This is a genomic window from Stenotrophomonas sp. FW305-3-2-15-E-LB1 (assembly GCF_058787375.1).
Genome location: NZ_JBYSZR010000041.1, coordinates 1 through 13,547, shown reverse-complemented (window position 1 = coordinate 13,547; position 13,547 = coordinate 1). Strand labels below are relative to the sequence as shown.

General features: G+C 68.8%; 13 protein-coding genes. 5 read left to right on the top strand and 8 right to left on the bottom strand.

The annotated features are described in order from the left end of the window. Positions 1-65 precede the first annotated feature (65 nt). The 4 genes from AC3WL7_RS20125 to AC3WL7_RS20110 all read right to left on the bottom strand — a co-directional run bounded on the left by AC3WL7_RS20125 (position 66) and on the right by AC3WL7_RS20110 (position 4,420). Positions 66-1,007: a DegV family protein gene (locus AC3WL7_RS20125; RefSeq protein WP_079223283.1), complete on the bottom strand. Its 942-nt coding sequence runs from the start codon at positions 1,005-1,007 to the stop codon at positions 66-68. A 92-nt stretch (positions 1,008-1,099) separates the two neighbouring features. Next, a complete protein-coding gene (locus tag AC3WL7_RS20120; RefSeq protein ID WP_492752733.1) occupies positions 1,100-1,732 on the bottom strand; it encodes a 2-hydroxychromene-2-carboxylate isomerase in 633 nt (210 codons plus the stop codon). A gap of 19 nt (positions 1,733-1,751) precedes the next feature. Beyond that, positions 1,752-3,014, bottom strand: a complete 1,263-nt coding sequence (locus AC3WL7_RS20115) for an amidohydrolase family protein (protein ID WP_492752731.1) — start codon at positions 3,012-3,014, stop codon at positions 1,752-1,754. Then, positions 3,014-4,420, bottom strand: a complete 1,407-nt coding sequence (locus AC3WL7_RS20110) for an amidohydrolase (protein WP_492752729.1) — start codon at positions 4,418-4,420, stop codon at positions 3,014-3,016. Before AC3WL7_RS20110 ends, AC3WL7_RS20115 begins: the two co-directional genes overlap by 1 nt. A gap of 151 nt (positions 4,421-4,571) precedes the next feature. Between AC3WL7_RS20110 and AC3WL7_RS20105 the strand changes: the two genes are divergently transcribed. Continuing rightward, positions 4,572-5,348 carry an AMP nucleosidase gene (locus tag AC3WL7_RS20105; RefSeq protein WP_492752727.1) on the top strand — a complete coding sequence of 259 codons (777 nt, stop codon included), beginning with the start codon at positions 4,572-4,574 and terminating at the stop codon, positions 5,346-5,348. Between the two features lie 43 nt (positions 5,349-5,391). Then, positions 5,392-5,931, top strand: a complete 540-nt coding sequence (locus tag AC3WL7_RS20100) for a DUF924 family protein (protein WP_108747341.1) — start codon at positions 5,392-5,394, stop codon at positions 5,929-5,931. 71 nt (positions 5,932-6,002) lie between these two features. Here the strand turns inward: AC3WL7_RS20100 and grxD are convergent, their stop codons facing one another. Next, the gene (gene grxD, locus AC3WL7_RS20095; protein WP_079223271.1) at positions 6,003-6,929 is read right to left on the bottom strand and encodes a Grx4 family monothiol glutaredoxin; all 927 of its coding nucleotides are present in this window, start codon (positions 6,927-6,929) and stop codon (positions 6,003-6,005) included. Positions 6,930-6,989: 60 nt separating this feature from the next. Between grxD and AC3WL7_RS20090 the strand changes: the two genes are divergently transcribed. Next, on the top strand, positions 6,990-7,769 hold the full coding sequence (locus tag AC3WL7_RS20090; protein ID WP_492752725.1) for a polysaccharide deacetylase family protein: 780 nt from the start codon (positions 6,990-6,992) through the stop codon (positions 7,767-7,769). Between the two features lie 165 nt (positions 7,770-7,934). Here the strand turns inward: AC3WL7_RS20090 and AC3WL7_RS20085 are convergent, their stop codons facing one another. From AC3WL7_RS20085 to AC3WL7_RS20075, 3 genes are read right to left on the bottom strand one after another with little or no spacing between them, the layout of a single operon-like run. Beyond that, entirely contained in the window at positions 7,935-8,654 is a 720-nt protein-coding gene (locus AC3WL7_RS20085) for a class I SAM-dependent methyltransferase (protein WP_492752723.1), read from the bottom strand. Between the two features lie 3 nt (positions 8,655-8,657). Next, positions 8,658-9,275, bottom strand: coding sequence for an SGNH/GDSL hydrolase family protein (locus AC3WL7_RS20080; RefSeq protein WP_492752722.1), 618 nt, complete (start codon positions 9,273-9,275; stop codon positions 8,658-8,660). Between the two features lie 2 nt (positions 9,276-9,277). Beyond that, positions 9,278-10,552: a pyridoxal phosphate-dependent aminotransferase gene (locus AC3WL7_RS20075; protein WP_079223263.1), complete on the bottom strand. Its 1,275-nt coding sequence runs from the start codon at positions 10,550-10,552 to the stop codon at positions 9,278-9,280. A 114-nt stretch (positions 10,553-10,666) separates the two neighbouring features. Here AC3WL7_RS20075 and rsgA point away from each other — a divergent pair, with 114 nt between their 5' ends. Together rsgA and AC3WL7_RS20065 are read left to right on the top strand one after the other, a co-directional pair. Further along, a complete protein-coding gene (gene rsgA, locus AC3WL7_RS20070; protein ID WP_108760360.1) occupies positions 10,667-11,776 on the top strand; it encodes a ribosome small subunit-dependent GTPase A in 1,110 nt (369 codons plus the stop codon). A gap of 184 nt (positions 11,777-11,960) precedes the next feature. Then, on the top strand, positions 11,961-13,214 hold the full coding sequence (locus AC3WL7_RS20065) for a flavohemoglobin expression-modulating QEGLA motif protein (RefSeq protein WP_079223250.1): 1,254 nt from the start codon (positions 11,961-11,963) through the stop codon (positions 13,212-13,214). The last annotated feature ends 333 nt before the right edge of the window (positions 13,215-13,547 follow it).

Sequence of the window (13,547 nt, the reverse complement as noted above, 5' to 3'; positions counted from 1 at the left end):
CGTCTCCTTGAGGTGCGGCAAGGCTGGCACAGCCGCGGTGCAATGCTTGTGTACGCCAGAACGGCTTATTCGAAGCGATGCGGCCCGTCGGCGAAGCCTACGGTCACCGCGCCCTTGCCGACGTTGACCATGCCGGTCAGGCTCATCACCGATTCGTACACGGCCACTGCGTGGCTGGCGCAGACCTCCTTCATCTGCGCATAGCCGGGCAGGGCCCGCAGTTCCTCCAGCTCGCCGCCGTAGCTGACGCAGACGGTGGGGGTCATCAGCCCGCTGCGCACGCGCTGGCTGACCACGCCGAACAGCTTCTGCACGGCGTTGTCGAAGCCCTTGATCTTGGCCACCGGGCCGGTCTCGCCACGGTAGCCATGCAGCACCGGCTTGATGTCCAGCGCACTGCCCAGCGCCGCGCTGAGCAGGCCGACGCTGCGGTCGCCCTTGTGGCGGGCGCGGGCGCGCATGTAATACAGGTCGCGGGTGACCATGTAGCCGTGCACGTTGCCGGACAGTTCTTCCAGCCGTTCGCGGATCTGCTGCACGCTGGCGCCACTGTCGCGCAGGCGCACCGCTTCCACCGCGGTCACCGCCTGCGCGGCGAACAGGTTCTGGGTATCCAGCACGCGCAGCGCGAACGGCGAGTTGTAGCCCGCCGCCTGGCGCACCGGCTTGTAGTCGTTGAGGATGGCGAAGCTGGCCTGCAGCGCGTTGTCGTGGATCGGACTGCGCGTCTTGGTGATGGTCATGCAGAACACGTGGTCGTAATCGATCACCAGCTGCTGCAGGAACAGATCGCGGATCTGGTTGACGCTGAAGGGGATGGTTTCGGCTTCGGCGCCATGCTCGGCCACGTGGGCGTGCAGGAAGCTGAGGGTGGCCTGCTCGTCACGGTGGTCGGCCAGCACCGCTTCGCCGATCCGCACTGTGATCGGCAGCAGCACGATGTTGTGCTCGGCAATGAAATCCTGCGGCAGGTCGCAGGCCGAATCGACGACGATTCCGATGCGCATCCGGCTCCCCCTCCAGGGCGGTTGTAGGTTCGGAATGTGAAAGCTATCGCAATTTTATCCGGGGCGCGCGAGGGAATCACGCCACGTCCTGTTCAGCGACTGCGCTGTGCCGCCACTGGAAGCGTTATCACGGCCTGCCAGTCCGGGCGCTGCAGCAGGCCGGGGTCGGCCAGCACGGCGGCCATCATCGGGTGGGCATCGTTGCCCCAGAACAGTTCGCCATCGATGGACAGGGTCGGTACGCCGAAAATGCCACTGTCGATGGCCGCTTCGGTATTGCGGCGCAGCTGCTCCTTCACCGCAGGCTCGGCGCAGGCCGCCTGCACGTCGCTGATGCCCAGCCGCGCCGCCGGAATGCGCAGCGTCTCGGCACTGTCACCGGCATTGCCCTCGCGCCAGATCCAGTCGAACAGCACGTCCACCGCCTGGGGGCTGGCACCGGCGGCCAGGCACAGGCGCAGCGCGGCCAGCGGGTTGAACGGATGGGCGGGCGGGAAGCGCAGCGGCGTGCCTTCGGCCTGTGCGGTCCACAGCAGCTGCCGGTAGATGAAACGGCGCTTGGCCGGAATCTCGGCCGGGCCCAGGTTGCCCAGGTGGTGCAGCACCGCACCGAACGCGATCGGCACCGGCTGGATGGCCGCGAACTGCGGCAACTGCTTGACCTTCTGCCAGTGCAGGTAGGAATAGGGCGAGACGAAATCGAAATACCAGCGCAGGGTCGGCATCGGCGGATTCCTCGGGCGGTCAGGGGTGCGCGTTGTGCTGCAGGTAACGGTCACGCAGTTCGGTCTGGCGCGAGCGCATCGGCATGGCGCGTCCGCCCAGCCAGACCTGTTCGGCATAGTGCGCCACATCCAGCGGGTCGCCTTCCCACAGCACCAGGTCGGCGCGCTTGCCTGGTTCGATGGTGCCGATCTGGTCGGCCACGCCCAGCACCTGGGCGGGCACCCGGGTCAGGCCGGCCAGGCCATCGGCCCACGGCAGGCCATTGGCCACCGCGTTGCCGGCCAGCTGGCGCATCTTGCGCGCGTTGTGCGAGGCATCGTCACGCTGGGCGAAGCTGACCGGCACGCCCGCACGCTGCAGGCGCGCGGCGTTTTCCAGGGTGGCGCCGATCTGGTCGAAGCTGGTAGGCAGGTTACCCAGTGCATCGACGAACACCGGTACCTGCGCGGCCGCCAGGTCCGCCGCCATCTGCCAGGCCTCGGCGCCACCAGCGATGGCGATCTTCACCTTCTCGCGCGCGGCCCAGCGCAGCAGCTGGCGGATGTCGGCGGCACGGTCCACCTCCACCACGATGCGGCCCTGACCGGCCAGGTAGCGGGCCAGGGTGCGGCGGCCCGCGGGCGTCAGCAGGGCATGCGGCGAATCGGCGGCGACCTGGCCGCGCGCTTCGTCCACCATCTGCTGCAGCAGCATCCACTGCGCCGCACGCGACTGTCCGGTCAGTTCCGAAGCGGCCGCGCCCAGGCGCAGGAACAGCGCACGCGGTCCGATCGGGTCGGCACTGCCATCCAGGCGCATCACCCCGCCCTGGCCGGCCACGAAGCCACCGCCGGTGGCGGCCCCCAGCGCGGTGAAGCCGATGCCGTCCAGGCGCGCCACGGGAATCAGCACCGACGCCGGGTTGTAGGCGAGGGTGACGTCGAATTCCGGGCGCAGCGGCTGCTCGCCCAGCTTCAGCGTGCTGTCTACGGTGCTCGATTCACCGGAGACCTCCTCGATGCCGATCTCGGTGATGCCGCCGAACAGCGCCGGGGTCAGCGGGCGGCCATTGGCCTCGACCACGGCCACGCCGGCCGGTGCGGCCAGGCCGGGGCCGACGGCGCGGACCAGGCCGCCCTGCACCAGCACATCGGTGTTCTGCAGGCTGCCGCGCGCGCTGGCGGTGTGCACCGTGGCGTTGCGCACCAGCAGGTCCTGCGCCGATGCAGTGCCAGCGATGCCTGCCAGCACCATGACGGTAGCGCCGAGCCATGGGCGGCGGCTCTTGTTCAACACGCCCATCAGCGCACCTCCTGGCCAAGCTGGAAATCCGAGCGCGGCAGCGTTTCCGGCGCGGTGCGGTCATACAACCGCCGCCCATCGACGAACACCTGTTCGGCCAGCGCATACGAACTGAAGGGATTGCCGTTCCACACCACCACGTCGGCCATCTTGCCGGCCTCCAGGGTGCCGGTCTGGCCTTCGATGCCCAGCGCCTTGGCGGCGTTGGCGGTCATCCAGGTGATGGCATGTTCCGGGGCGATGTCCGGCATGCGCGCGCGGCGCGCCGCCGCCATCACCTTGGCGGCCTCCTGGTTGAGGCGCTGGATGCCCTCGGGCGAGTCGGAATGGACGATGGCGCAGCTGTTCTTCGGCCGGTCCACCAGCGCGATGTTCTCGGCGATACCGTCGAAGGCTTCCATCTTGAAGCCCCACCAGTCGGCCCAGAGCGCGCCGCAGACGCCGTCGGCAGCCAGCCGGTCGGCCAGCTTGTAGGCTTCCACGCCGTGGTGGAAGGCGGCCACCTTGAAGCCGAATTCCTTGGCCAGGTCGAGCATGGTGGCCATCTCGTCGGCGCGGTAGCAGTGGATGTGCACGCGGATGTCGCCCTGGATGGCGCCGGCCAGCGTGTCCAGCTTGAGGTCGCGCTTGCCGCCGGCATCACCGGCGCTGTCACCCTTGTCGCTGCCGAACCAGCCCTTGCGCTTGGCCGGCTTGGGGCTGTTCTTGGCGATGTAGTCGGCCGCGTCGATGAAGGCGGCGCGGTAACCGGCCACGTTGCCCATGCGGGTGGCCGGGGCGGTGCCCTTGCCGCCATAGACGCGCTTGGGGTTCTCGCCGCAGGCCATCTTCAGGCCCCAGGGCGCACCGGGGAATTTCATCGCCTGGTAGGTGGTGGCCGGCACGTTCTTCAGCACCACGCCGCGGCCGCCGACCAGGTTGGCCGAACCGGGCAGCACCTGCATGCTGGTCACGCCGCCGGCCAGTGCGGCGGTGAAGCCCGGATCCTGCGGCCACACCGAGTGCTCGGCCCAGACGTTGGCGGTGACCGGGGCGGTCATCTCGTTGCCGTCACTGTGGGCGCTGACCCCCGGGCTGGGGTACACGCCCAGGTGCGAATGCACGTCGATCAGGCCGGGGGTGACCCACTTGCCCTGCGCATCGATGCGGGCGATGCCGGCATCGGCCTGCAGCTGCGGGCCGACGGCGACGATGCGGCCGTCGCGCAGCAGCACGTCGGCGTGCTCCAGGCGCTGGCCGGTGCCGGTCAGCACGGTGGCGTTCTGAATCAGCACCGGGCCATCGGGATGGGCCTGGTAGGTGCTGGGGTAGGGGTCGGCGACGAAGCGCGAGGCGCCCACCGCGGGGACGGTGCCCAGTGAGGCCAGCGCCAGGCCCAGCCCGGCGCGCAACAGCGTGGATGGCATGCAGATTCCCCTGGCAGGCGCGTGAATCCGCCGACGCTATCCGGCGCCGGGGGCGCTTGCCAAGTGACCTTGGGCACCCCGCAGGCGGCCCCAGGTGTAGGCCGGCAGGCACACGCCTACAATGGCACCCCCACGCCGTACCGGATGCGCCATGAAGAGCAAGCAGGAAATCGTCGACAACTGGCTGCCACGCTATACCGGCGTGCCCCTGGACCAGTTCGGCCAGCACATCCTGCTGACCAACTTCGGCGGCTACCTGCACACCTTCGCCGAGCTGACCGGGGCGCCCATCGTCGGCCTGGACCGGCCGATGGCCAGTGCCACCTTCGATGACATCACCATGATCAACTTCGGCATGGGCAGCCCCAATGCCGCGATCATCATGGACCTGCTGTCGGCGGTGATGCCCAAGGCGGTGCTGTTCCTGGGCAAGTGCGGTGGGCTCAAGCGCAAGAACCAGCTGGGCGACCTGGTGCTGCCGATCGCCGCCATCCGTGGCGAGGGCACCTCCGGCGACTACCTGCCGCCGGAAGTCCCGGCGCTGCCGGCATTCGCCCTGCAGCGGGCGGTGTCCACGATGATCCGCGACCTGGGCCACGACTACTGGACCGGCACGGTGTACACCACCAACCGCCGGGTCTGGGAGCACGACGAGGCCTTCAAGGAGCGGCTGCGGGCAATGCGCTGCATGGCCATCGACATGGAAACGGCCACGGTGTTCGCCGTCGGCTTCGCCAACCACATCCCCAGCGGCGCCCTGCTGCTGGTGTCCGACCAGCCGATGATCCCCGACGGGGTCAAGACCGAGGCCTCCGATGCCAAGGTCAGCTCCCAGTTCGTGGAAAACCATATCCAGATCGGCATCGAGGCGCTTAAGCTTATCCGGCGCAACGGCAAGTCGGTCCGCCACCTGCGCTTTGACGAATGATGATGACGGCCTGGCGCGGCGCGCCGGCCCTGGAGAGCAGGTGATGGACGTTGCCGCGCAAGTGGTGGAATTCTGGAAGGAGGCGGGCCCGGCGAAGTGGTTCGCCCGCGATGATGCGTTCGACGCGCGGTTCCGCGAGCTGTTCCTGGAGGAACACCATGCGGCGGCCTCGCGCGGGCGCGAACACTGGCTGGGCAGTGCCGAAGGCGCGCTGGCGCTGATGCTGCTGCTGGATCAGTTCCCGCGCAACTGCTTCCGTGGCACGGCCCATTCCTTCGCCACCGATGGCCTGGCCCGGCATTACGCCATGCGTGCCATCGAGGAAGGCCTGGACCTGCAGCTGGTGCCCAAGCTGCGCGCCTTCATCTACCTGCCGTTCGAGCATTCCGAAGATCCGTTCGACCAGGATCGTTCGGTGGCCATGTTCGACGTGCTGGGTGACAAGGAATACCTGCAGTACGCCGAAGTGCACCGTGACGTCATCCGCCGCTTCGGGCGCTTCCCGCACCGCAATGCCGTGCTGGGCCGCATTCCCAGCCCGGAAGAACTGGATTTCCTCGCCGAAGGCGGGTTTGCGGGGTAGGTCCACGCCATGCGTGGATAAAAAAACGCCGGCGTTCGCCGGCGTTTTTCGTAGGTTCCAACCGCAGCCGATCAGTACTTCGGCACGCCGTTGTCCACCTCGTCCGACCAGGCGTCAATGCCGCCGGTGACGTTGAACACCTTGGTGAAGCCCAGGGTGCGGAACTGCTCGGCGGCCTGCGCGCTGCGGCCACCGTGGTGGCACAGGAAGGCCAGCGGGGTGTCCTTGGGCAGGCCTTCCAGCTCGGCGCGACCGTTGCCGTCGAAGCTCTTGAACGGCACGCCGACCGCGGCGATGGCGCGCTCGTCGGCCGGGCGCACGTCGACCAGGGTCACGTTGCCGGCGCGCACCAGGTCGTCGGCGTCACGCACGCTGATTTCCTGCACGGGCTTGGGCGCGTTCGGGTTGTCGATGGCCAGGCCCTTGCCGCGGATGTCATCGACCCAGTCGATGGTGATGCCGTCGGCGCGGCGTGCGCTGGACAGGTCGAACTGCACGCGCAGGCCGTTGGATTCGGCAGCGATCGCGCTGTCATCGTGCGGAGCCAGCTGGAAGTTCGGCTGGAAGCGCGCATCGATGGTCAGCTGCAGCGAAGCGCCCGGTGCATCGGCCAGCGCACCCTTCAGCATTTCCACGGCGGCCGGGGTGACGGTGATGCGCGGCGGGGTGCGGTCCGGCGCGGCCAGGCCGAGCACGCTGCTCAGTTCGCCGCTGGCGGCCATCTGCAGGATGATGTCGCTGCCACCGACCAGTTCGCCGTCGATGTACAGCTGCGGGATGGTCGGCCAGTCGCCGTAGGCCTTGATGCCTTCACGGATTTCCTGGTCGGCCAGCACGTTGACGTGGGCGAAGTCGACGCCCAGGTCCTGCAGGGCGCCCACGGCCTTGGCCGAGAAGCCGCACTGCGGCATCGACGGCTGGCCCTTCATGAACAGCACGACGCGGTTGTCGTTGAGGAGGGATTCGATGCGCGAACGCAGGGCGGGATCGAGGGACATGGGCAGTCTAGGGTCCGTAAATTCGAATCACCCATTCTACGCCCCATGGCATCATGGGGCATGACCAACGCAGGAACATTGCATCGCATCCCGACCCGGCCGTGGCGCTGGCTGCCCTGGCTGGTGGCGTCGCAGGTGGCGGTGATCCTGGTCTGGGTGCTGGCCGGCTGGCGCTGGGGGCTGCCGCTGATGGTGGCCAGCCACGCGCTGTTCATGGTGCCGGTGTTCCTGCCCAACAGCCGTTTCTACACGCCGGTGCTGGACCGCCTGGCCGACGCCGGTGACAGCGTCTGGCTGACGATCGACGATGGCCCCAGCGCGGAGACCCCGGCGCTGCTGGACCTGCTGGACCGGCACCAGGCGAAGGCGACTTTCTTCCTGGTCGGCGAGCGCGCATTGGCGCACCCGGCCTTGGTGGGGGAGATCCTGCGCCGCGGGCATGATCTGGGCAACCACAGCCACACCCACCCGCAGACCCGGTTCTGGCGGCTGGGCCCGGCGGCGATGCGTGCCGAGATCGAAGGCTGCCACCAGGCGCTGGAAGCGGTCAGCGGCCGCCCGGCGCGCTGGTACCGCTCGGTGGTGGGCATGACCAACCCGTTCGTGGCACCGGTGCTGGCGGCGCTGGGCCTGGTGCGCGTGGGCTGGAGCGCGCGCGGCTATGACGGCGTGGGCTGCACGCCCGACGGAGTACTGGCACGCCTGCTGCCCGACCTGCGGCCCGGTGCCATCGTGCTGCTGCATGAAGGTGCCGCACACGGCCACAACCTGGCCATCATCGAACGCGTGCTGCAGGTGCTGGACCAGCGTGGCCTGAAGGCGCGGCTGCCGTCCCTGTAGTGCGGTAGCGCCGGGCCTATGCTCGGGCGGCGGCGCAATGCGCCGTACAGGCAGCCGAGCATGGGCTCGGCTCTACACGCCAGCGGTTGGATCGTCTGTAGCGCCCAAGCCTATGCTCGGGCGGCGGCGCAATACGCCGTACAGGCAGCCGGGCATGGCCCGGCGCTACACGGTGGGGCGTTGTGCCACCAGCAACCAGCTGTTGAACGGGGTGCGCCCATGCAGCGGGCGCACCTGGCCCACCTGCAATCCCGCCTCGGCCAGCGTTGCCCGCAGCCGCGCGGGGTCGGGGTAATGCCGCGGCCGCGTACCCATCCAGCCCACCAGCCAGGCCAGGCGATCGGCCACGCGCGTGGTGCGGTCGCGGCGGTCGCCGGTGGCCAGCGGCGTGCGCAGCAGCAGGCTGCCCCCGGGTGCCACCCGTGCGCTGGCGGCGTTCAGCAGCGCCAGCTGCGGCTGCGCGTCCAGATACTGCAGCACGTCCAGCAGCAGCACGTGCCCGGCCTGCGCAGGCAGCGGCGCCTGCACGTCCAGGCAGTCGAAACGCACATCGTCCAGGCCGGCGCCGGCCCGCTGCGCGCGGGCGATCTTGCCGGCATCCACGTCCACGCCCAGGTAGGGCTGGCGGCGGCCGCGCTGGCGCAGCACGTGGGCGAACAGGCCCAGCCCGCAGCCCAGGTCGAGCAGCGGCAGGGCATCGTCGGGAAGGTGCTGCAGCACGCCGTCGTACAGCGGGTCGCTGCCCAGCTTGCCGCGCGTGTAGTAGTAGTCGCGGCGGTTGCCCCAGGCCTGCACCGGGCGGAAGGCCTCGGCAATGGCCCGTGCCTGGCCGCGCTCCAGCGGCGAACATTCCAGCGGTGTGCCGTTCCCTGGCAGGCCCGTCATGGCTCAGTCCGTGCGCTGCAGCAGCTGCGTGGCCACGGGCAGGGCGCGTTCGGCCCACAACGCATACATCCGCGCGGACGGATGCAGGCCATCCCCGGCGATCATCGCCGGGTCGGTGCCGTGCGTGCGGCTGATGTCGGTGATGTCGACGAAGGCCACGCCCCGCTGGGTGCTGATCACCTCGGCGGCGGCGTTGAACTCGTCGGTCTCGATCTCGATGCGGGCCAGGTCACGACCGCTGCCCGCGCCGAACGGGGTCGCGCCCCAGTCGGGGAAGGACAGCACCAGCACGCGGCCGGCATCGCCACCGGCAAAGCCGATCGTACGCTGCAGCAGCGCCTCGAACTGGTGGCGGTACTCGTCCAGCGCACGCCCGCGGTACTGGTTGTTGACCCCGATCAGCAGGCTGACGAACCCAAACGGGCCCTGCGGTGCGGCCGCATCGATGCCTGCATCGAGCTCGTCGGTGGTCCAGCCGGTGGTGGCGATGGTCTGCGGGTCGGCCAGGTCCACGCCCTGCGCGCGCAGCGCCGCAGCCAGCTGGTGCGGCCAGCGGCCTTCGACCGCGACCGCCTCACCGATGGTGTACGAGTCGCCCAGCGCCAGGAAGGACAGCGCCACGCTCAGGCCACCGAGCGGCGCGGCTTCAGCGGCACGACCTTGGTGGCGTCCTCGGCACGGCGGGCCAGCACGCGGTCGATGCGCGCGAACACATCGCGCATCACCGAGGCTTCCGGCAGCAGCGTCACGCGGAAGTGGTGGCGGTAGGGCACGTTGAAGCTCGAGCCCGGTACCACCAGCACGCCTTCGTTGTTCATCAGGTCCAGCGCGAAATTGTGGTCGTCGAAGCCCTTGGCGGCAGCACCGACCACGGCCGGGAACGCGTACAGGGCGCCGGCCGGCGCGACCAGCGACAGGTGTTCGCTGGCTTCGCAGGCCTCGATCACCGCGCGGCGGGTTTCATACAGGCGGCCGCCGGGGGCACACAGTTCTGAAATGGTGTCCGGGCCGTTTACCGCAGCGTCGATGGCGTACTGGCCCGGCACGTTGGCGCACAGGCGCAGTGCACTGAGCAGGTCCAGTGCCGCACGGAACTCACCCAGGCGCGCGTCGTCGCCACTGAGGTGGGCCCAGCCTACGCGCCAGCCGCAGGCACGGTGCACCTTGCTCAGGCCGCTGAAGGTCAGGCACGGATGGTCGCCGGCCAGCGGCGCGACCGGCTGGAACACCGCATCGTCATAGAGGATCTGGTCGTAGATCTCATCGACCAGCAGCAGCAGGTTGTGGCGGCGTGCGATCTCGACCACGCGCTCCAGCAGCTCGCGCGGGTAGCTGGCGCCGCTGGGGTTGTTCGGGTTGATCAGCACGATGGCGCGGGTGCGCGAGGACACCAGCGTCTCGATCTCGGTCGGGTCGGGCTGGAAGCCGTTCTCCGGCGCGCAGCGGTAGTACACCGGGCGGCCGTCGTTGAGGATGGCGGCGGCCGACCACAGCGGGTAGTCCGGCGAGGGCACCAGCACTTCGTCGCCCGGGTTCAGCAGGGCGCGCAGCGACAGGTCGATCAGCTCGCTGACGCCGTTGCCGACGAACACGCGGTCCGGATGTGCATCGGGCGCACCACGGCGCGCATAGGCGGCGGCGATGGCTTCGCGGGCCACCGGCAGGCCCTGCTGGTGGGTGTACGGGTCGGTGCGGCCCATGTCATCGGCAATCGCGTGCTGCAGGTGCTCGGGCGCGCGGAAGCCGAAGTTGCCGGGGTTGCCGATGTTCAGCTTGATCAGCTTGCGGCCCTGCGCTTCCAGCTCCCGCGCTCGCCGGGCCAGTTCTCCGCGGATTTCGTAGCGCACTTCGGAAAGGCGCTCGCGGGTGGCCAGGGGCTTGTGCGACGTGGTGGACATGGGGGCTGGGCCGTCAAAAGGCATGGGGTTTCCATCCTACCGGAATTGCTGCAGTGCATGGCAAGGCCCCAGGGCCTGCCATTGCTGGGCTGGCAGGGCATCGGGCCGGTTAGAATGGCGGCGATGACCCAGACCCCCGATTTCAACGCCCTGCAGACCATCGGCTGGCCCTGGCCGGGCCCGCCGCAGCAGGCCGACTGGCAGGCCGCCATGGCCGCGCACCCGCAGGCCCGCCCGGCGCGCGTGATCGAACAGCACCGTACCCACTATGTGGTGGCCGATGGCCCGGACGCCTCGATCAAGGCCGAGTCGCTGCCGGAATGGCAGCGCCCGCGCTTCCCCAGCCACGAGCGGCCGGCGGTGGGTGACTGGGTGCTGCTGGACGGCATCCGCATCGTTGCGCTGCTGCCACGGCGTACCGCCATCAAGCGCGGCGCGGCTGGCGAGCATTACCACCAGCAGGTGATCGCGGCCAACATCGATACGGTGTTCATCGTCTGTGGCCTGGATGCCGACTTCAACCCGCGCCGCATCGAGCGCTACCTGCTGCTGGTCGGTGGCGGCGGTGCCGAACCGGTGGTGGTGCTGACCAAGGCCGACCAGACCGAGTACAGCGAAGACGCGCTGGCGGTGCTGGAGGAGCTGGAGATGCAGGGCATCGCGCTGCACGCGATCAATGGCTTGGATGCCGACAGCGTGTCCGTGCTGGAGCCGTGGCTGGGCCCGGGCCGCACGGTGGTGCTGGTCGGTTCGTCCGGCGCCGGCAAATCCACGCTGACCAATACCCTGCTGGGCGAGCAGCGGATGAAGACCAATGCCGTGCGCGCCAACGATTCGCGCGGCCGCCACACCACCACCCACCGCGCGCTGATGCCGCTGCCGATGGGCGCGTGCCTGATCGACACGCCGGGCATGCGCGAGCTGAAGCCGACCGGCGAAGAAACACTGTCCGAAGGCGGCTTCGCCGACATCGAGGCACTGGCGGCGCAGTGCCGTTTCAATGACTGCATGCACCAGCAGGAGCCGGGCTGCGCCGTGCGCGCTGCCATCGATGCCGGTGAGATCGAAGAGAGCCGGCTGCAGAACTACTTCAAGCTGAAGGAAGAAGTAGCTGCCGCCGCCGCCAAGCTGGCCGTGCGCCAGGCCGAAACCGCACAGGAGCGCGGCGGCAAGAAGGGCAAGGGCCAGCAGTTCCGCCCGGCGGGCAAGCCGCGCAGGCGCTGATGGGTATCGCGGGGTCGGATGCCATTGCGCGGCATTGGGCTCTGACCCCTGCAATGGCCCCGCCTTCACCTGCTCTGGTAGGTGCCAACCTTGGTTGGCACGGAGGTGTCCGAAGCTCGCCTGCGGCGGATGCCAACCAAGGTTGGCAACTACCATCTCGCGGGCAGGGCGTTATAGTCCGCCCATGGAAACGACCGCGACGCTGGACCATGACGTGGCCCACCATGCGGCGCTCGACGCGCGACTGGTCGAGGCCGTAGGCGGCATCCGCCTGCTGGGGCTGACCAGTTGGCCGGCAACGGTGCAGGCACCGTTCCTGGACAGCGTGGCCCGCGGCCAGCCGGTGCTGCCGAAGGTGGAGTACCCGAAACTGGATTTCAGCGAGGAGCGCCGCGCGCTGGCCGCCATCGCCGCCGAATGTGATCCCAGCCATCCGCTGGGCCACTACGTGCAGCAGTCCGCGCAGAGCTGGGACCTGGCCGCGCAGCTGCTGGAAAGCCTGGGCACTGCCGCCGTGGACCGCTGTTCGGTGCAGCTGTTCGGTGCGCCGGAACAGCCGCTGCCCGGCAACGGCCCTAGCACGCGAGAGGCCGCCCGCCATTTCATCCAGATCGCCAGCGAACTGGACAGCGAACTGCTGGCGCCGGAAGAACAGGTACCGGTATCGGCCATCGCCCTGCAGCTGCAGCTGCAGAACGACCTCGACGGCTTCTTTGAATCGCGCATCATCCAGGTGCAGCTGGACCCGGAACTGGTTTCCAAGGCGGCCGCTGGCCCGACCCGCATACGCCTGCGTACCAGCGCACGTTTCAGCGCCTACGACCGCGCGCAGCTGTTCCACCACGAAGCGCTGGTGCATTCGCTCACCGCATTGAATGGCCGCGAACAACCGGTGCTGCCCAGCCTGGCCCTGTCCTCGCCACGGGTGACCGCCACCCAGGAAGGCCTGGCCACGTTCGCCGAGCAGATCACCGGCAGCATCGACATCGAACGGCTGAAGCGCATCAGCCTGCGCACCGAAGCCATTGCGATGGCACGCGAAGGTGCGGACTTCATCGAGGTGTACCGCTATTTCTGCGAGGCCGGGCAGAATCCGGAAGAAAGCTTCGCCTCGGCGCAGCGCGTGTTCCGCGGCGTGCCGCCGAGTGGAGGCCTGGCCTTCACCAAGGACACGGTGTACCTGCGCGGGCTGGTGTCGGTGCATACCTTCTTCCGGCACATGCTGGCCGAGGATCGCCTGCAGGTCTGCCGCTGGTTGTTTGCCGGCAAGATGAGCCTGACCGATGCGATTGCCTTCGCACCGTTGTTCGAAAGCGGCGTGTTGAAGCCACCGCGCTGGCTGCCGCACTGGGTGAGCCGTGCGAACGGATTGGCGGGCATGCTGGCGTTCTCGTTGTTCGCCAACCGGATACGGATGGACCAGCTGGCGCCGGAGTGAAAGGCGTTGGTGTGGTTTACGCGCCTTCCTGATATCGGAGGGGAGGAGGTGGGTCACCCTGGCCAGGACACGCAAAACCCCCTCCATGGTGCTCGATGGCGCCATCCATGGCGCCAACGGTCCTGTCCAGGGTGACCCGCCTCCTCCAGATAGTTTCCTGCGGGCGCGGTGGAAATCCCCACCGAAGGAATTCGCAAGAGTCAAAAACAGAACCGGGATCCGACCCCGTGCCGACCAACGGTCGGCACCCACCAATAGCAGCAGGTTCCAACAGCTCGCAGGAAACTGTCGAAGGCGGGGTGGGTCCGGTTGCGGGGGCGTGAGCGCCATGGA